The sequence below is a fragment of the Corynebacterium ammoniagenes DSM 20306 genome (assembly GCF_001941425.1).
Taxonomy (GTDB): Bacteria; Actinomycetota; Actinomycetes; order Mycobacteriales; family Mycobacteriaceae; genus Corynebacterium; species Corynebacterium ammoniagenes.
In genome coordinates, this window is sequence record NZ_CP009244.1 from 486,063 (window position 1) to 501,916 (window position 15,854).

The 15,854-nt window shown below is 56.7% G+C and carries 22 protein-coding genes; 13 read left to right on the top strand and 9 right to left on the bottom strand.

Annotated features, from left to right (window positions below):
• Positions 1-61: 61 nt before the first annotated feature.
• Positions 62-2,824, bottom strand: a complete 2,763-nt coding sequence (gene ppc / locus CAMM_RS02340; protein ID WP_003848064.1) for a phosphoenolpyruvate carboxylase — start codon at positions 2,822-2,824, stop codon at positions 62-64.
• A gap of 146 nt (positions 2,825-2,970) precedes the next feature.
• Here ppc and CAMM_RS02345 point away from each other — a divergent pair, with 146 nt between their 5' ends.
• Complete coding sequence (locus CAMM_RS02345; RefSeq protein ID WP_040355795.1) at positions 2,971-3,654, top strand: GTPase domain-containing protein; 684 nt, start codon at positions 2,971-2,973, stop codon at positions 3,652-3,654.
• Here the strand turns inward: CAMM_RS02345 and CAMM_RS02350 are convergent.
• Genes CAMM_RS02350 through CAMM_RS02375 form a run of 6 tightly spaced genes read right to left on the bottom strand, consistent with a single transcriptional unit; the run spans position 3,651 to position 7,048 of the window.
• Positions 3,651-4,214: a hypothetical protein gene (locus CAMM_RS02350; RefSeq protein WP_003848066.1), complete on the bottom strand. Its 564-nt coding sequence runs from the start codon at positions 4,212-4,214 to the stop codon at positions 3,651-3,653. The genes CAMM_RS02345 and CAMM_RS02350 overlap by 4 nt on opposite strands.
• A complete protein-coding gene (locus CAMM_RS02355) occupies positions 4,207-4,968 on the bottom strand; it encodes a DUF6286 domain-containing protein (protein ID WP_003848067.1) in 762 nt (253 codons plus the stop codon). Before CAMM_RS02355 ends, CAMM_RS02350 begins: the two co-directional genes overlap by 8 nt.
• Entirely contained in the window at positions 4,965-5,882 is a 918-nt protein-coding gene (locus CAMM_RS02360) for an Asp23/Gls24 family envelope stress response protein (RefSeq protein WP_003848068.1), read from the bottom strand. The genes CAMM_RS02355 and CAMM_RS02360 overlap by 4 nt, the downstream gene beginning before the upstream one ends.
• On the bottom strand, positions 5,882-6,073 hold the full coding sequence (locus CAMM_RS02365) for a hypothetical protein (protein WP_003848069.1): 192 nt from the start codon (positions 6,071-6,073) through the stop codon (positions 5,882-5,884). The genes CAMM_RS02360 and CAMM_RS02365 overlap by 1 nt, the downstream gene beginning before the upstream one ends.
• Positions 6,074-6,110: 37 nt before the next feature.
• Positions 6,111-6,461: a hypothetical protein gene (locus CAMM_RS02370; RefSeq protein ID WP_003848070.1), complete on the bottom strand. Its 351-nt coding sequence runs from the start codon at positions 6,459-6,461 to the stop codon at positions 6,111-6,113.
• 41 nt (positions 6,462-6,502) lie between these two features.
• On the bottom strand, positions 6,503-7,048 hold the full coding sequence (locus CAMM_RS02375; RefSeq protein ID WP_003848071.1) for an Asp23/Gls24 family envelope stress response protein: 546 nt from the start codon (positions 7,046-7,048) through the stop codon (positions 6,503-6,505).
• Positions 7,049-7,791: 743 nt separating this feature from the next.
• Here CAMM_RS02375 and rpsJ point away from each other — a divergent pair.
• From rpsJ to rpsQ, 11 genes are read left to right on the top strand one after another with little or no spacing between them, the layout of a single operon-like run.
• A complete protein-coding gene (rpsJ, locus tag CAMM_RS02380) occupies positions 7,792-8,097 on the top strand; it encodes a 30S ribosomal protein S10 (protein WP_003848085.1) in 306 nt (101 codons plus the stop codon).
• Between the two features lie 29 nt (positions 8,098-8,126).
• Entirely contained in the window at positions 8,127-8,783 is a 657-nt protein-coding gene (rplC, locus tag CAMM_RS02385; protein ID WP_147581028.1) for a 50S ribosomal protein L3, read from the top strand.
• Entirely contained in the window at positions 8,780-9,445 is a 666-nt protein-coding gene (gene rplD / locus CAMM_RS02390; RefSeq protein ID WP_003848087.1) for a 50S ribosomal protein L4, read from the top strand. The genes rplC and rplD overlap by 4 nt, the downstream gene beginning before the upstream one ends.
• Complete coding sequence (gene rplW, locus CAMM_RS02395; RefSeq protein ID WP_003848089.1) at positions 9,438-9,740, top strand: 50S ribosomal protein L23; 303 nt, start codon at positions 9,438-9,440, stop codon at positions 9,738-9,740. Before rplD ends, rplW begins: the two co-directional genes overlap by 8 nt.
• Positions 9,741-9,768: 28 nt before the next feature.
• Entirely contained in the window at positions 9,769-10,605 is an 837-nt protein-coding gene (rplB, locus tag CAMM_RS02400; RefSeq protein WP_040355823.1) for a 50S ribosomal protein L2, read from the top strand.
• Between the two features lie 13 nt (positions 10,606-10,618).
• A complete protein-coding gene (rpsS, locus tag CAMM_RS02405; RefSeq protein ID WP_003848093.1) occupies positions 10,619-10,897 on the top strand; it encodes a 30S ribosomal protein S19 in 279 nt (92 codons plus the stop codon).
• A gap of 3 nt (positions 10,898-10,900) precedes the next feature.
• Positions 10,901-11,263 (top strand): 50S ribosomal protein L22, encoded by a 363-nt coding sequence (gene rplV, locus CAMM_RS02410; protein ID WP_003848094.1) that lies wholly within the window; start codon positions 10,901-10,903, stop codon positions 11,261-11,263.
• Positions 11,263-12,006 carry a 30S ribosomal protein S3 gene (gene rpsC / locus CAMM_RS02415; protein WP_003848095.1) on the top strand — a complete coding sequence of 248 codons (744 nt, stop codon included), beginning with the start codon at positions 11,263-11,265 and terminating at the stop codon, positions 12,004-12,006. Before rplV ends, rpsC begins: the two co-directional genes overlap by 1 nt.
• Before the next feature lie 3 nt (positions 12,007-12,009).
• Positions 12,010-12,426, top strand: coding sequence for a 50S ribosomal protein L16 (gene rplP, locus CAMM_RS02420; RefSeq protein WP_003848096.1), 417 nt, complete (start codon positions 12,010-12,012; stop codon positions 12,424-12,426).
• Positions 12,426-12,656, top strand: a complete 231-nt coding sequence (gene rpmC, locus CAMM_RS02425) for a 50S ribosomal protein L29 (protein ID WP_003848097.1) — start codon at positions 12,426-12,428, stop codon at positions 12,654-12,656. Before rplP ends, rpmC begins: the two co-directional genes overlap by 1 nt.
• Positions 12,657-12,658: 2 nt before the next feature.
• Entirely contained in the window at positions 12,659-12,943 is a 285-nt protein-coding gene (rpsQ, locus tag CAMM_RS02430) for a 30S ribosomal protein S17 (RefSeq protein WP_003848099.1), read from the top strand.
• Positions 12,944-13,133: 190 nt separating this feature from the next.
• Here the strand turns inward: rpsQ and CAMM_RS02435 are convergent, their stop codons facing one another.
• The gene (locus tag CAMM_RS02435; protein WP_003848100.1) at positions 13,134-13,892 is read right to left on the bottom strand and encodes a hypothetical protein; all 759 of its coding nucleotides are present in this window, start codon (positions 13,890-13,892) and stop codon (positions 13,134-13,136) included.
• 164 nt (positions 13,893-14,056) lie between these two features.
• Positions 14,057-14,872 carry a sortase family protein gene (locus CAMM_RS02440; RefSeq protein WP_040355828.1) on the bottom strand — a complete coding sequence of 272 codons (816 nt, stop codon included), beginning with the start codon at positions 14,870-14,872 and terminating at the stop codon, positions 14,057-14,059.
• Positions 14,873-14,937: 65 nt separating this feature from the next.
• Here CAMM_RS02440 and CAMM_RS02445 point away from each other — a divergent pair, with 65 nt between their 5' ends.
• Positions 14,938-15,627 carry an NUDIX hydrolase gene (locus tag CAMM_RS02445; RefSeq protein WP_003848102.1) on the top strand — a complete coding sequence of 230 codons (690 nt, stop codon included), beginning with the start codon at positions 14,938-14,940 and terminating at the stop codon, positions 15,625-15,627.
• Positions 15,628-15,854 lie beyond the last annotated feature (227 nt).

The following is a 15,854-nucleotide window of genomic DNA, read 5'->3' on the forward strand; positions in this document are numbered from 1 at the left end:
CTAACGCCTAATCCGCTTTCCTCTCTCGTGGAGGAAAGCGGATTTTGCATTTGTGGGGTGTCTATCCCGAAGTGCGCAGACCCGTGGCGAGTCCGTTCATGGTTACCTGGATGGTCTTGGAAACCAAGAAGGAATCATCGCCTGCGCGATAGCGTCGCAATAGTTCAATCTGAATCGCATTCAGCGGCAGTAGATACGGATAACGCCTGTGCACGGAGCGCTCAAGTCGTTCATTGCCGGCCATCAACGACTCATGCCCGGTGATGCGATGAAAGACCTCGCGGGTTAGTTCATACTCGTCAACGATGGTGGTAAACACCCGTTTCGATGTCTCGGCATCATCGACAAGCGTAGAATAGATTTTCGCCAGATCCATCGATGCCTTACCCATGACCTGCGCCATGTTATCGAGCACCGAGCGGAAGAACGGCCAGGCCTGATACAACGTGCGCAGATCGTCCCACCGCTGGTCATCCTCGCCTGCCCATTGGGTAATACCCGATCCCACACCGAACCAGCCGGGAAGGTTCACGCGCGATTGCGACCAGGACAAAACCCAGGGGATAGCGCGAAGGTCGGAGATGGACTCGGTTTGTTTACGAGCCGTCGGGCGTGAGCCCAAGTTGAGATCGCCGATTTCATGCAGGGGAGTGGACTGCGTGAAGTAGTCAATAAATCCTTCATCGTCGCGCACCAATTGCTTGTATTTCTCGCCAGCTAGCGATGACACTTCGCGCATGATGTCATAAGCACGCTCTGGCTGCTTCAGCCTTTCGGTATCAAGCAGTGAGGCCTCTAACGTGCCGGCGACAAAGGCCTCGAGGTGGCGCCGTGCTGAGGTCGCTGTGCCATAACGGGCGGAGATGACCTCACCTTGTTCTGTAATCCGCACCGAGCCACGCACGGCACCTTCCGGCTGCGCCAAGATGGCATCGTAGGTGGGCCCGCCACCACGGCCGACCACACCGCCGCGGCCATGGGAAAACCGCAGCGCGACCCCATGTCGCTCGCAGGCATCGACGATGTCAATTTGCGCGTCATATAACGCCCAGTTGGCTAAGAGGTATCCGCCGTCCTTATTGGAATCCGAATAGCCTAGGACGACTTCTTGGGTATCATTTCGGCCGCGGAGGTAGTGGCGGTAGAGATCGACTTCCCAGAGCTCTTCCAAAATGCGTGCGCCCGCTTGCAAGTCTTCGATGGTTTCAAATAGTGGCGCGATATCCACCGATCCCACAAGGCGCTGCTGCGCCGGATCAAAGCTGATGATGCCAACTTCTTTCAGCAGCACCATCGGCTCTAAAATATCGCTGACGGTACCGGTCATAGACACGATGCAATGCGGTACTACCTCAGGACCCAGGTCATTAATGGCCTCCGCCGCCGCGCGGAAAATTCCCAACTCCCGTTCAGTGGTTTCGCTAAAGCCCTTCGACCACCCAAATGTCAGCGGACGCGCAGACGTCAGCTCCGCAATGAGAAGCTCACGCTTGGCATTTTCATCCAAGTCCTTGTACCCGGCGCCGGCTGCAGTCACGCCAGCTGCCGCGAAGAGCTCGTCTAAGACGAATTCAAAAGACTCCGAGTTCTGCCGTAAGTCCAACGCATTGAGGTGAAACCCGAAAGTGTCAACGGCAGAGCGAATTCGCAGCAAACGGTCTTCGGCGATGATGGCGTCATTAAACTGCCGCAATGACCGGTCGATCACGCTGAGGTCCGCCGCAAACTCCGACGGAGAGGCATACGGTGCAAACTCTCCTTGCTCCGTATCGCTCTGCGTATTCGCGATGGCGGCCCGGGTGGCCACCATGCGTCCGTGTACACCATGGATGGCGCGGCGATAAGGCTCATCCACGCGACTAGGCACATCATTGTTGCCACGAGCGGCCAGCTCCTGCAGTTCGGCAGAACTTTCCGAATAGCGGTCGGATAGGCTCAGCTCCTTTTCCAGCAGCGCCAGCTCGTCCACGTAGTATTCCAACACCGTATCGGCGGCCTGACGCGTTGCATATCGCAGGGTTTCACCGGTGACATACGGGTTGCCATCGTGGTCGCCGCCAATCCAGGAACCTGTGCGCACGACCTGCCGGTTCGGCACCGCCGAGCCAAAAGCCTCGCGCAGACCAGCGATGGTATCGCGATTGATCGCCGGTACCTGCTCCAATAGACTCCGCTTGAAATAGCGCAGGCCGACATTGGCTTCATCTTCAATCTGCGGCCGGGCAATCCGAATCAACGCGGTCTGCCACAAAATGGTCATCCGCAAATGCGCTTCGCGCTCAATCTCCGCCAGCCGGGCTTTTCGCCGCGTAGTTTCCGGTTGCGCAAGAATCCCGTGGCGCTCACGCAGCAACGCAATAATGCGCGCCTGCACGTCAAACACGGTACGCCGACGCGTCTCCGTTGGGTGCGCAGTAAACACCGGAGACACCTGCGCTGTATCCAATACCCGGGTGATATCACTCGTGCTGATATCGCCGGCCGCCTGCAACTTCGCCAGCACAGCCTCCAAGGAAGCATCCGGTGCCGGGGCACCTTCATCCTCGCGGGCAGCCAGCGCCGATTCATCGTCCAAGTCTTCCGCGATATTCGCCATCAACGCAAAGTGGCTAAAGGAGCGCGCAACCAGGTTGATTTTATTTTCATCGACCGCGCGAAAAGCAGACAGCAAAGCCTCCGCGTCTTCCTCCCCGCGGGCCACACCAAAAGCCAATCGGCGGGTGCTTTCCACCAACTCGTAGACGTCTTCGCCTTCTTGCTCGGCGATGACTTGCCCAAGGATGCGCCCCAGGAGACGGATATCGTCGCGTACCTGTTCACTCATAGCTGCAAAATTCCTTTCACGAGATAAGCAGTGCTATTGAACATAGTCGCTGTCACCGTGTGATGGGGGTAATTCGCAAAATGGGTGTAGCAAAATTAACAATGTGTGCTTTTTACTTCCCGCAGCGGCGGTTTAAGGTTGGGGGCATGAAAGATCCCACGCGCATTGATGATGTTCTCCACGCCCTGCGAAGGACGTGGGCTGGACAGCCGGATCTTTCCCTGCCTACCCTGATGGCGATGGCAGCCACCCAGGGCATCGGCTGGGGCAGCAGCGATGAAGAGCTCATGGACTATCTCACCGACATTGCCACGCAGTACCCGCCAGAGCTGTCCCCAGGTGACATCACGGCAGGGGAGGGCTTCATGCTCAGCTTGTTGGATAAGACCATGCGCATTTCGCTTATCGATGCCCACGTCATCGTCCGTAACGGCCCCGGCCACCCGACCGTCGTGTGGGAATATGACACCTTTCGCACCACGGGCCCAGGATTTCCCGTAGTCATTACCGATACCTCCGGGATTGACCACCGTCTCGGAGTAACCGAGCGGATTACGCGGCTAGACACACAAGAAAAGCGCGAGAGCCTCCAGGGGCTTTCTCGCGCTGATATCGGGGATATCGTCTATGTCATTGTTACTGACGACGGCCGAACTATTGCTTTATCTCGCCGGCTTGAGGTGGCTTCCGCTCAGCGGCGCAGCTTAGATGTGCAGACCTACCAGTGGACCCGAGTCATCCAGCATGCACCGCTAGTTATTGAACTCGCCGGCGGGGAGCACATGGACCTTGGCACTCCTGCCAAAGTCCTGCTCGCGGCCACCAGTTAGCTCGACTTGCCCACCTTGTCGAAGTGCAGGTTATACACCGTTTGCACATCCGCATCTGGAAACGCGGCGCGGAAATCCTGCTCGGTCTCTTCGACCATGCGGCGAACCTGAGCAAGCTCAGTGGTAGCGCGCGCCAGCACGGTAAAGGTCAAAGTGCGCTGCTTTTCGATGACCGTAACCCTGCTCTTTGCGCTTTGGATGCCAGGTTGTTTTTCCAAAGCATCCGCAATACCTTGCCCAGCGCTGTTAAACAGTGTGGTCACCGAGCCCTGATCATCACTCACGGCCGACTCCACGGCATTAAACCGTTGGGTGCGTACATTGGCAATGGTCAACCAGATGCCTAAAAATAGCGCGATGACGCCCACGGCAATCAACACGTAGAGGTACCAGCTTTGCTCCGGAATACCGGCCCACACATCATGTTGGACCCAGGTGGCGAGGTAATTGGCAAACTCCACGTTGAAGTACATCAGCACTGGCCACACGCCGAGCACGATGAGAACAAGAGCTAAGAGGATAAAGATTGTGCGGTCTAGACCGCGTAATGCCTTAGACATTGTTTCCCAACTCCTGCTTCTTTTCGACTTCGACGCTGACGTCGACCTTCGTGCCCAATTCCTTCAAGGCGTCCTTGGCGCTATCGCTCACGCGCTGCGCCAACATCGGATCATCGACGTCTCCAGCGATAGTGATCTCAACCTTGAGACCCTTTTTGGTATTGCCCGTGGTTCGAGTCTGCGCCGTGCTCACGCCCGGGATACGCCGGGTGGTACCACTGACCAAACGTGCAATATCAACGTTGCGAATCCACATGGTGGTAGCACCATCTTCGGTAGACGGGCTGACGGGCACGTGCGTCATCCGCCCTGGGCGAACCGCGATGATAAAGAAGATTAGCCCCACGACCATGGATGCCACACCAGCCCACACCATCCACATGGGAAGCGGTGGGGTGCCGATAAGCCGAAACACCGGCGCACTCCACAAGGTTTGCGGGGAATTCGTATAACTAATCCACACATCGCGCCAAGCCACACACGCCAAGGCGATGAGCGCCAGCCCCAGCAAGATGGCGAGCCACTTAACTGGTGGTGCCAGCCGCGGTTGCTTGCTACGAAACTTCGGCGCGGGATTATCCACCGTGGTGTGCGCGGAGGTGACATAACCATCTGCAGATGTCGACGCCGTGGTCTTATGCTGTGGTTCCGCAACTTCTAAAGTCGTATCGGTTTCTTCCGTCTTCGGAAATTCCTCCGTGGAGTTGTCCGCTGCCTCAAACTCGACGGTCTCAAACGATGGATCCTTACTCATGACCGAGCTCCTTTCTCATCGTTTGCCTCACCGTTTGTCTCAGCGAGTGCGCTCCACGGCTTAATCTCGGGACTGAAGACCTCCACCGGGTGAACCTCAATATGCCGCAGCTGTACGGGCTGTGGCGCGTTAACGCGCGACGGCTCCGGGTTGGCGGATTCTACGTGGATCTCACGCAGCGGCTGTTCCTCAGGAACCTCCACCGGTTTCAAATGCAGCTCGCGGGGAGTAAATTCTGGCACGTAAACCTCCTCCACATAACTGTTGACCTCACCACTCGGGCGGATCTCTACTTCTTCCGGGGTCTCCACAGAACGCACCTCGACGGGGTCAGGGGTAGACACCGACGTGGCATCGATAAGCGACTGCTGTGGTGCCACCGACCTCACCTGAGTCCTGTCTTCCCACTGCGACGGATCAAAACGCCGCACATTCGTGGACGAGGACTTGGTGGTTGGATGAGAAATCTTCGACGGATTGATCACCGGAATTGCCGCGTGAAAATCAACCGCGGCGGCGGCTGCCGAATTGCTCACCCGCGTACTAGGTTCCAAATGCCCCACGGTGACGTTGACGCGGGTGGTGGAATAACCGGTAAATTGTGCCAGCGCTGAGACAATAGCTGCGCGTGTTTGCGCTGCTACCTGCGTGACCGGGGACGGCCATGCCACGGCGATGGTGGAATCAACCGCTGTCATCTGGGTATCCGGATCGGCCTGGACAATGCTGCGTGGATACCCACGTCCGCCAATGCCCGCCAGCTTGGAATCAATACCTACCGTTCCCGGAACAGCTTGAATGGCTTGGGCGACAATGCGCTCTAACGTACGGACGCTGATCTCTGTGGTGCCCGGGGCGTTAGCAACGTGGACACCACCAGCGACCTTCTCTGGTGCGTGTGGTGTAGTTGTCATTAGCCGCGGCCTTTACCTACGACGTTATTCCAAATTTCACCCAAGTTAATACGGCCATCAAAGTGTGCACCGATAACTCCGCCCACGGCGCCTAAGATTACTGCCAAGAAGAACAGTGACCAGGCGTTGGTGATGATGGCAATCGCTAAAATAATGCCCAGTGCGACGCCAATATAGGTGTAGTTCTTCATAAGAACTCCTTCGCTATGTTGTTTGAGAAATGGCTCTTTACGTATTTGTGCCAGAGATGGCGTCGGCAAAGATGACATCAACGCGGGTCAGCTCCGAGCAAGCAGCCATAGCCGCTTGCCGGATCTCTGCTCCAAGTTCCTGCAATACCTTTTCTGCGGAGACATCAACGACGACGTGAATTTCAATAACTGTGTCTTCGCGGGGGGAAGGTTTGCGAATGCCGCCTACCCGCGCCCCTGCGAACAGCAACGAGACCTCGCCGAAAGACCCGGCTGATAACTCAGCGACGCCATCAAGGCTCACCACCGCATCTTTAATGCGTTGCGCGGTGTCCAAGTCGAGTTGGAACTGGTGCCCTTGCGGCAAAGAGGTGCCGGCAGATGTCATAACCAAGACTTCCGTTCTACTTCTACTTACGCCAGGAGAGATTAGAAGTGGTTGATGGCTGGGTTTTGCTGTGCTGCGACAGCCGCATTGTTGTTATCGGACTCGTCCTGGGAGTCTTCAACCTTTTCATTAGGCAGCTTGACGTCGTGGACAACCACGTCCACGCGCTCGACATCCAAGCCCGTCATGCGCTCGATGGCGTTGATGATGTTGCGGCGGATAGCCTCAGCCAGTTCGTGTATGGCAACACCGTATTCCGCGATGATGGCGACCTCAATGGAGGACACTCCTTCTTCTACCGTGACGGAGACACCCTGGCGGACGTCTTCATTGCCGCCGAAGGACTCACGGATGGTGCCTACCAAGCGGGCGCCGCCGCCACCGAGGGCAGCAACGCCGGATACCTCACGCGCAGCGATGCCGGCGATCTTGGAGACAACAGCATTATCGATGGTGGTGGTACCGTACTCGGTTTCCAAGTTCTCATTGACCTTGCGTGGGCTTTCAACCGCATCAGTGGTTGCGCCGGTGGTTGCTTCCGCAACAGTCTTTGGGGTTGGGGTGTCGTTAGTGTTGTTGTCAGCCATGGTATTTCACTCGCTTTCATTGGATACTTAGGAAATTTCAGCGTTCGCGCCCTTGAAACAAAGGGGAACACAATAAAGCCTACGTAATAATGCCTGCCTGGGAGCCGGACCGGGGAAATCTTTAACGAAAATAGACACAATCGTTACCGGAAGTTTTCCCACGAACATAAATAGCGTTTGGTGCGAGTGCCGTTAGATCGGTGCTGGCTGTGGTAAGAAGTGAAATTCCTAACGTTTTAAAAAATGGTTTGGAAAATGTGCCGTAGCATGCTTAAATACATAGGTTGCCTTAACACGTCGTAAGGCGCACGGTTTCGACCGTGTACTAAACGGCGCTGGTGAGGTGAACATGACACCTTCGATGTCAGTACGGAAGTGCAACGACGGGAAGGCTGGTTATATCGGGCGATGTCCGCGCTGAAGCAGAGACAACCCGAGACGCCAGACCGGAGAAGGAGCATGGCAAATGAACAGCGGCAGTATACGTAAGGGATTTTTGCGTGCCACGCATAATGCGTGACTACACCATCCCCTTCCGGATTTTGGCTCACTATGAACCAGTACTGTGCCTGCGCGTTTGCCAGGTTGCAGTCGCTGTTGTGTAAGTCAGAATCAAACTGGCGTTGGCACCAGGCTCTTTGCCCGGACAACGTTATAGAGAACATCGAGAAGCAATTTCCCACCGCTTCGCGCCCCGGATACGCCGGGAATGTGAAAGTGGGGAAGCGAGGAAGAGGATAAGCGTGGCGGGACAAAAAATCCGCATTCGGCTGAAGGCCTACGATCACGAGGCAATCGACGCTTCTGCAAAGAAGATCGTTGAGACGGTAACCCGCACGGGTGCTCGTGTTGTCGGCCCGGTGCCACTACCGACCGAGAAGAACGTATACGCCGTTATTCGTTCTCCACACAAGTACAAGGACTCTCGCGAGCACTTCGAGATGCGCACCCACAAGCGCCTCATTGACATTCTCGACCCAACCCCGAAGACCGTTGACGCTCTTATGCGCATCGACCTTCCGGCAAGTGTCGACGTCAATATCCAGTGATCGACGAATAAAACTTTGGTGGAGAAATAATAATGACTAACGAGATCAAGGGCATTCTGGGCAAGAAGCTCGGCATGACTCAGGTCTTCGACGAGGAGAACCGCGTAGTACCGGTAACCGTCGTCGAGGCTGGGCCATGCGTTGTGACCCAGATTCGCACCGTAGAAAACGATGGCTACAACGCTATCCAGATCGCCTATGGCGAGATCGACCCACGCAAGGCAAACAAGCCAGCATCCGGCCACTTCAAAAAGGCTGGTGTAACCCCACGTCGCCACGTAGCAGAAATCCGCATGGATGATGTCACTGCTTACGAGGTCGGCCAGGACGTTACCGTTGAGGTCTTCGAAGGCATCACCTTTGTTGACGTTACCGGTACCTCCAAGGGTCACGGCTACGCTGGTGCTATGAAGCGCCACGGATTTGCTGGTCAGGGCGCTGCTCACGGTAACCAGGCTGCTCACCGCCGCGTCGGTGGTATTGGCGGCGCTGCTACCCCAGGCCGCGTCTTCAAGGGCAAGCGCATGGCTGGCCGCATGGGTTCCGATCGCGTAACCACGCAGAACCTTAAGATTCAGAAGATCGATGCCGAGTCCAACCTGCTGCTCATCAAGGGTGCAATCCCTGGTGTTCGCGGTGGCCTCGTCACCGTCAAGACCGCAGTGAAGGGCGGTGCACACGCATGAGCAACCTTAAGCTAGACGTTCAGACTGCTGAAGGTAAAACCAATGGCTCTGTCGAGTTGCCGGCCGAGATCTTTGACGCCGAGGTGTCCATCGCTTTGATGCACCAGGTTGTCAACGCTCAGCTTGCTGCTGCTCGTCAGGGCACCCACTCGACCAAGACCCGTGGCGAGGTTCGCGGCGGTGGCCGTAAGCCTTTCCGTCAGAAGGGTACTGGTCGCGCACGCCAGGGCTCCATCCGCGCACCTCATTACACTGGTGGCGGCACTGTACACGGCCCGAAGCCACGCGACTACGCACAGCGCACCCCTAAGAAGATGATCAAGGCTGCTCTCTTCGGTGCTCTGTCTGACCGTGCTCGCAACGAGCGCATTCACGTAATCGAAGAATTGGTAGCTGGCCAGACCCCATCTACCAAGTCTGCCAAGGCATTCATCGAGCGTCTGACTGACCGCAAGACCATCTTGCTCGTCGTTGGCCGTGAAGACCTGAATGCTCGCCGCAGCGCCAACAACCTGCCTAACGTTCACATCCTGGACGCTGGTCAGCTGAACACCTACGACGTTCTCAACGCTGATGACGTTGTGTTCTCCGTTGAGGCTCTGCACTCCTTCATCAACCGCGCAGGCGGCAAGGATGAGGCTAAGGAGGCCAACAATGCCTAAGACTGTTAACCCACGCGACATCATCCTCGCACCAGTAGTGTCTGAAAAGTCCTACGGTCTGATGGAGCAGAACGTCTACACGTTCTACGTCGCCACGGATTCCAACAAGTCCCAGATTAAAGATGCCGTAGAGAAGATCTTCGGCGTGAAGGTCGACTCCGTTAACACCGTTAACCGCGAGGGCAAGCGCAAGCGCACCCGCACCGGTTTCGGCGTACGTAAGTCCACCAAGCGCGCCTACGTGACTCTCCGTGAAGGCAGCGACTCCATCGACATCTTCGGCGCAAGCGCCTAAGAGGAAAGTCGAGAGGTAAGGAATAATTATGGCTATTCGTAAGTACAAGCCGACAACTCCGGGTCGCCGCCAGAGCTCCGTTTCCATGTTCGAAGAGATCACTCGTTCGACCCCGGAAAAGTCTCTGCTGCGCCCAATTTCTAAGACTGGTGGCCGTAACAACTACGGCCGCATCACCACCCGCCACATCGGCGGTGGCCACAAGCGTCGTTACCGTCTGATCGACTTCCGTCGTCACGACAAGGACGGCGTTCCGGCAAAGGTCGCTCACATCGAGTACGACCCGAACCGCACCGCAAACATTGCTTTGCTGCACTACTTCGATGGCGAGAAGCGCTATATCATCGCTCCGAAGAACCTGAAGCAGGGTGCTGTTGTTGAGGCCGGCGCTAATGCCGACATCAAGGTTGGTAACAACCTGCCACTGCGCAACATCCCAACCGGTACCATCATCCACGCTGTGGAACTGAAGCCAGGCGCTGGTGCAAAGCTTGCACGCTCCGCTGGTTCTTCCATCCAGCTGCTGGGTAAGGAAGGCAAGTACGCCATCTTGCGTATGCCATCTTCCGAAATCCGCCGCGTTGACATCCGCTGCCGCGCAACCGTTGGTGAGGTCGGCAACGCTGACCAGATGAACATCAGCTGGGGCAAGGCTGGCCGTATGCGCTGGAAGGGCGTTCGCCCATCCGTTCGTGGTGTTGTCATGAACCCAATCGACCACCCACACGGTGGTGGTGAAGGTAAGACTTCTGGTGGCCGTCACCCAGTATCCCCTTGGGGTCACAAGGAGGGTCGCACCCGCAACCCGAACCGTTACTCCAACAACATGATCGTACGACGTCGTCGTCCGAACAAGAAGCGCTAAGAGGAGGTAAACAATGCCACGCAGCCTTAAGAAAGGCCCATTCGTAGATGAGCACCTCCTCAACAAGGTGGATGCTCAGAACGAGGCAAACACCAAGCAGGTCATCAAGACCTGGTCTCGCCGCTCGACCATTCTCCCTGATTTCATTGGTCACACCTTCGCCGTCCACGACGGTCGTAAGCATGTCCCAGTTTTCATTGATGACTCCATGGTCGGCCACAAGCTCGGCGAGTTCGCACCAACCAAGACCTTCAAGGGTCACGTCAAGGAAGATAAGAAGGGACGTCGATAAGCGATGAGTGACACCATCACCTCCGCATCCGCAACGGCCCGTTTCGTTCGCGTAACCCCAATGAAGGCACGTCGCGTAATCGATTTGGTTCGCGGCAAGTCCGTATCCGAAGCTCTTGCTATCTTGAAGTACGCCCCACAGGGTGCTGCTAAGCCAGTGGCAAAGGTTGTAGCTTCTGCTGCAGCTAACGCTGAGAACAACTTCGGTCTGGACCCACGCACCCTGGTCATCTCCGAGGCTTACGCCAACGAGGGTCCAACCATGCGTCGCTTCCAGCCACGCGCCCAGGGCCGTGCATTCATGATCCGTAAGCGCACCAGCCACATCACCGTGGTGGTCGAGAGCCAGAAGGAAGGGGCCAAGTAATGGGCCAGAAAATCCATCCTCACGGCCTACGTTTGGGCATCACTTCCGACTGGAAGACCCACTGGTTTGCCGACAAGGACTACGCAAACTACGTAGCCGAAGACATCAAGATCCGCGAGTACCTCTCCAAGGGTCTCGAGCGCGCCGGCATCGCCGACGTCGTCATCGAGCGCACCCGCGATCGCGTTCGCGTCGACATTCACACTGCTCGTCCGGGCATCGTGATTGGCCGTCGTGGCGCTGAGGCTGACCGTATTCGCCGCGAGCTGGAAAAGCTCACCGGCAAGATGGTTGCCCTCAACATCCTTGAGGTCAAGCAGGTCGACGCCAACGCAACCCTGGTTGCGCAGTCCATCGCAGAACAGCTTGTCAACCGCGTGGCTTTCCGTCGCGCGATGCGCAAGGCTATTCAGGGCGCTATGCGTCAGCCACAGGTCAAGGGCATCAAGGTCTTGACTTCTGGTCGTCTGGGCGGCGCTGAAATGTCCCGCACCGAGCGCTACCACGAAGGTCGCGTTCCACTGCACACCCTTCGCGCGGAGATCGACTACGGCTTTGCAGAAGCACACACCACTTTCGGCCGCATTGGCGTCAAGGTGTGGATCTACAAGGGCGACGTTGTCGGTGGCGTGCGCGAGTCCGAACTGAACGCTCCGTCACAGGGCCGCAACCGCGGTGACCGTGGCGGCCGTCCACGCCGTGGTGGCCAGCGCCGCCAGCGTGCACAGAAGCAGGAGGGCTAATTCATGCTTATCCCTAAGCGCGTAAAGTACCGCCGCCAGCACCGCCCAACCCGTAGCGGTCTGTCCAAGGGTGGTAACCGCATCACTTTCGGTGACTACGCAATCCAGGCTCTGGAGCCTGCTTACGTCACCAACCGTCAGATTGAGGCAGCACGTATTGCCATCAACCGCCACGTCAAGCGTGGTGGCAAGGTATGGATCACCGTCTACCCAGACCGTCCATTGACCCAGAAGCCACTTGGTGTTCGTATGGGTTCCGGTAAGGGTCCAGTTGAGAAGTGGGTGGCTAACGTTAAGCCAGGTCGCATTCTCTTCGAGATGACCTACCCGGATGAGGCTACTGCAGTAGAGGCTCTGCGTCGTGCAGGCCAGAAGCTGCCTTGCAAGGTCCGTATCATCAAGAAGGAGGACCAGTTCTAATGGCACTAGGTACCCCTGCCCACGAGTTCCGCGAGCTCGACAATGCTGAACTGGACAAGCGTCTTGCGGATGCGAAGGAAGAACTGTTCAACCTTCGTTTCCAAAAAGCTACCGGTCAGTTGACCAACAACCAGCGCATTGGCGCCGTCAAGCGCGAAATCGCTCGTATCTACACCGTTCTGCGTGAGCGCGAGCTTGGTTTGTCGGTCGTTCCGGGAGCTGAGGCATAATTATGAGTGAGGCAATTGTGAACGATACCCAAAAGGAAAAGGGCAACCGCAAGAACCGTACCGGCGTTGTTGTTTCCGACAAGATGAACAAGACCATTGTTGTCGAGTTGGAAAACCGTAAGCAGCACGCACTGTACGGCAAGATCATGCGTAACAACCCACGTGTTAAGGTCCACGACGAAGACGAAACCGCAGGCATCGGCGACCGCGTTCTGATTCAGGAATGCCGTCCTCTGTCGAAGGACAAGCACCACCGCTTGGTTGAAATCGTCGAGAAGGCTAAGTAAGACTTATACCCTCTCAACGCTTTAACCGCGGATGAGAAAGCGACCTATGTGAGCAATCACGTAGGTCGCTTTTTGCTTGTCGATGCACCCTCACGCATCAAACAACTAAGCCCCCTTCCCACCGAATAGGTGATGGAAAGGGAGCTTCGAAGTTAGCTAGCGAAATAGCTTGAAAGCTTGAAGACTTAGTTTAAGCAGTCAAGAAGCGACGTGCAGCAAATGCTGCAGCGCCCAGCACGGAGATTGCAGCCAGAGCAGCAAGCACACGCGCTACAGTGTTGTCGCCGGTCTCAGCGTTAATGCCGCGGTCACCTAAAGTGGTGGTCTCGCAGTTTTCGCCGTTTCCTTCGTTGGTGCCGCCACCGTTATTAGGGGTTTCGCAGTCCTCGCGGTCGTTTTCATTGCCAGGGGTGCGCTCGCGCTCACGTTCGCGCTCGCGGTCACCCTCGCCGCCGCCTTCGCCCTCACGGTCGCCGTCGGAGCCTTCGTAATCACAGGTGTAGCCGAACTTCTTGGCTGCAGCCTGGTCAGATTCGAACTTGTCCTGCTCGGTCAGTTCACCTTCGAGGTTTGCTGAATCGGTGACGTAGTACTGGCCATCTTCGTGCTTGAACCAGGTAGCGCCTTCAGACTCGAAGGATTCTGGAAACTCGCCATCCCACTTGATGTTGAGCTCGGCATTGGCGTCGTCGGCGCACTCTACGCGGGAGTTGGAACCGCCGTCATAAGGGGTTTCGCCTTCTTTGACGCGCTCACGCTCACGTTCACGTTCGCGGTCACCTTCATTCTCACCATTGTCGCCGTCGTTGTTGTTTTCGTTAACGCCACGGTCCCCGAGGGTGGTGGTTTCTTGCGGGACCGCACCTTCAGATGCACTTGCTGGAATACCAGCGAATGCGATTGCGCCAGTTAGCGCGGCCGCGGCTAGGGAAGTGCCAAGACGCTTCATACTGTTTCTCCTATTTGAATTGTGTGAAAATGCGCGGAACGAGATCCACATAGGCCCCACACGCACTACCAGAGACATTAACAACATCATTCACGGGAGTCACACAGCGACACGCCAGAAACTATTGAAACTTCTTTAACATTCGTAACATTGGTAACAAGTTGCTAAATCGCATCAACGACTCGGTCATACTGCCAACCCACCACGGCATTTTTTACTGCAGCTTTCAAAAGGTTGGGCGGCTGGATGCAACTAATGGTCAACAGCCTGCCTGGGGTAGCAGAGGTGCCCCAGATTTCTTCTGACTGGGAAAGTCCTGACTTTTCCGGCTCATGCATATCGGTGGCTTCATAAACCAGCCACAAATCACCCGATTCCTGGGTGCGGATAAACATCTCATCGCCGATGCTTACTTGGTGCTCCTCCGCGCTGCCGTCATAAAGATCATTGAAGACAGCCGGCACTCCGGCGCCGGTATGGCCTGCGATGACCACGATGTCCGAGGCATCGGTACCCGGCAGCGAATATGGCCGGTCATCGGCAGTGTAGACACAGGCCTCCGACATTGTGTCTGGGTCAATGGCTCCATCGCTGGTCGCGCAATCATTGCTTTCAAATTCGGCGTGCAAATCGATCCCCGGGATATACATCTCCACCGGCCGCGAAGGCTCCACGGTGACATCCAAGGGTGCCGGAGAAGCCGACGTCGCCACGGGTTCTTCCGCGATCTTATTGTCCGTCGAGGAAACTATCACGGCCGTAATCGAGACAATCAGCACAACCAACAGCGCAATCGCGATATAAAGGCGCATGCGGGGAGGGATGGCGAAGATGGCATCGACAAGCTTTTGGCGCAAAGTCTTGCGCGGGCCTAACGTGCCCCGACCGCGCTTCTCGCGTGGTGGGGGACGGTGATATTCCGGCGGCCTGGAAGCCGGGCGTTGATAAGAACGCCGCGGATAATTGCGCCCTGAAGTCATACCGAATGCCCACCTTTTATCGAATGAGAAGTTATCTTCTTATGATAGGGCTATCATGAGGGCTTATGAATAATCCGCAACCCCGAGGTCCCTTGCGCGATGAGCTCGGCGCGGCAAAATACCGGCATGAGGCCATCGCCGCGGTCTTGCGCGCTACTCCCGGGCGCGGCCTGCAGGTCATGGCGCATCGCCGCGAGCGCGAACCTTTCGCCGGCCAGTGGGCATTGCCATCGGGGCCGTTGGAAGTTGATGAAACCATTGAGCAGACCATTCGCCGGCACGTGGGCGTGCAGGTTAACTTCATGGAGCAGTTGAGCACCCGTTCTTCCTTGGACCGGGATCCTTATGACCGCACCGTGGCAACAACACACGTTGGCTTGGTTGCATGGGATGAGCTTGTCGATGCATCCTTTGTCGACCTTGAACAAGACTGGGCCTTTGATCACGGCGATATTGTGCGTGAGGCTGTGGCGCGGCTGCGAGCGAAACTGTCGTATACCAATATTGCTTTTGCATTAAGTCCTGCCGAATTTACGTTGGCTGATTTGGCACGCGCCTATGAAGCCGTGCTGGGGTATCCGGTAGCGGTGAGCAACTTGCAGCGGGTGCTCAAGCGCCGCGGACAATTGGAATTAACCGGTAGCTTCTCCCGGCCTGGTCGGGCAGGGGGCAGGCCTGCGAAACAATTCCGCTTTGTGCACCGGGAATTAGTGGTCACCGATCCCTTCGCGGCGTTTGCTCCAGCCGGGTCCTGATTTGGCGGGCGACAGCCGTCGCCGGAGGTTTTGACCTGCAACTTCAGCGATTTGGAGCAGCGGTAGCGGGTGTGGTTTAATGCTTAGGTTGCATTGCGCGGTGAAAGCGCGGTGTGGTGCGTTTCCGAACCACGCGAACTTCACTCGGGTAAGGCTTTGGCCTTTGCCCCCGCGAATGCATGGAAAGCAAAAGACCGCGTGTGTCAAGGTCGGAAATTTTGGCACAC

Coding starts and splice junctions, on each gene's coding strand:
- ppc (WP_003848064.1), bottom strand. CDS start 2,824: ATGAGTGAACAGGTACGCGACGATATCCGTCTCCTGGGGCGCATCCTT.
- CAMM_RS02345 (WP_040355795.1), top strand. CDS start 2,971: ATGAAAGATCCCACGCGCATTGATGATGTTCTCCACGCCCTGCGAAGG.
- CAMM_RS02350 (WP_003848066.1), bottom strand. CDS start 4,214: ATGTCTAAGGCATTACGCGGTCTAGACCGCACAATCTTTATCCTCTTA.
- CAMM_RS02355 (WP_003848067.1), bottom strand. CDS start 4,968: ATGAGTAAGGATCCATCGTTTGAGACCGTCGAGTTTGAGGCAGCGGAC.
- CAMM_RS02360 (WP_003848068.1), bottom strand. CDS start 5,882: ATGACAACTACACCACACGCACCAGAGAAGGTCGCTGGTGGTGTCCAC.
- CAMM_RS02365 (WP_003848069.1), bottom strand. CDS start 6,073: ATGAAGAACTACACCTATATTGGCGTCGCACTGGGCATTATTTTAGCG.
- CAMM_RS02370 (WP_003848070.1), bottom strand. CDS start 6,461: ATGACATCTGCCGGCACCTCTTTGCCGCAAGGGCACCAGTTCCAACTC.
- CAMM_RS02375 (WP_003848071.1), bottom strand. CDS start 7,048: ATGGCTGACAACAACACTAACGACACCCCAACCCCAAAGACTGTTGCG.
- rplD (WP_003848087.1), top strand. CDS start 8,780: ATGAGCAACCTTAAGCTAGACGTTCAGACTGCTGAAGGTAAAACCAAT.
- rplW (WP_003848089.1), top strand. CDS start 9,438: ATGCCTAAGACTGTTAACCCACGCGACATCATCCTCGCACCAGTAGTG.
- rplB (WP_040355823.1), top strand. CDS start 9,769: ATGGCTATTCGTAAGTACAAGCCGACAACTCCGGGTCGCCGCCAGAGC.
- rpsS (WP_003848093.1), top strand. CDS start 10,619: ATGCCACGCAGCCTTAAGAAAGGCCCATTCGTAGATGAGCACCTCCTC.
- rplV (WP_003848094.1), top strand. CDS start 10,901: ATGAGTGACACCATCACCTCCGCATCCGCAACGGCCCGTTTCGTTCGC.
- rpsC (WP_003848095.1), top strand. CDS start 11,263: ATGGGCCAGAAAATCCATCCTCACGGCCTACGTTTGGGCATCACTTCC.
- rplP (WP_003848096.1), top strand. CDS start 12,010: ATGCTTATCCCTAAGCGCGTAAAGTACCGCCGCCAGCACCGCCCAACC.
- rpmC (WP_003848097.1), top strand. CDS start 12,426: ATGGCACTAGGTACCCCTGCCCACGAGTTCCGCGAGCTCGACAATGCT.
- rpsQ (WP_003848099.1), top strand. CDS start 12,659: ATGAGTGAGGCAATTGTGAACGATACCCAAAAGGAAAAGGGCAACCGC.
- CAMM_RS02435 (WP_003848100.1), bottom strand. CDS start 13,892: ATGAAGCGTCTTGGCACTTCCCTAGCCGCGGCCGCGCTAACTGGCGCA.
- CAMM_RS02440 (WP_040355828.1), bottom strand. CDS start 14,872: ATGACTTCAGGGCGCAATTATCCGCGGCGTTCTTATCAACGCCCGGCT.
- CAMM_RS02445 (WP_003848102.1), top strand. CDS start 14,938: ATGAATAATCCGCAACCCCGAGGTCCCTTGCGCGATGAGCTCGGCGCG.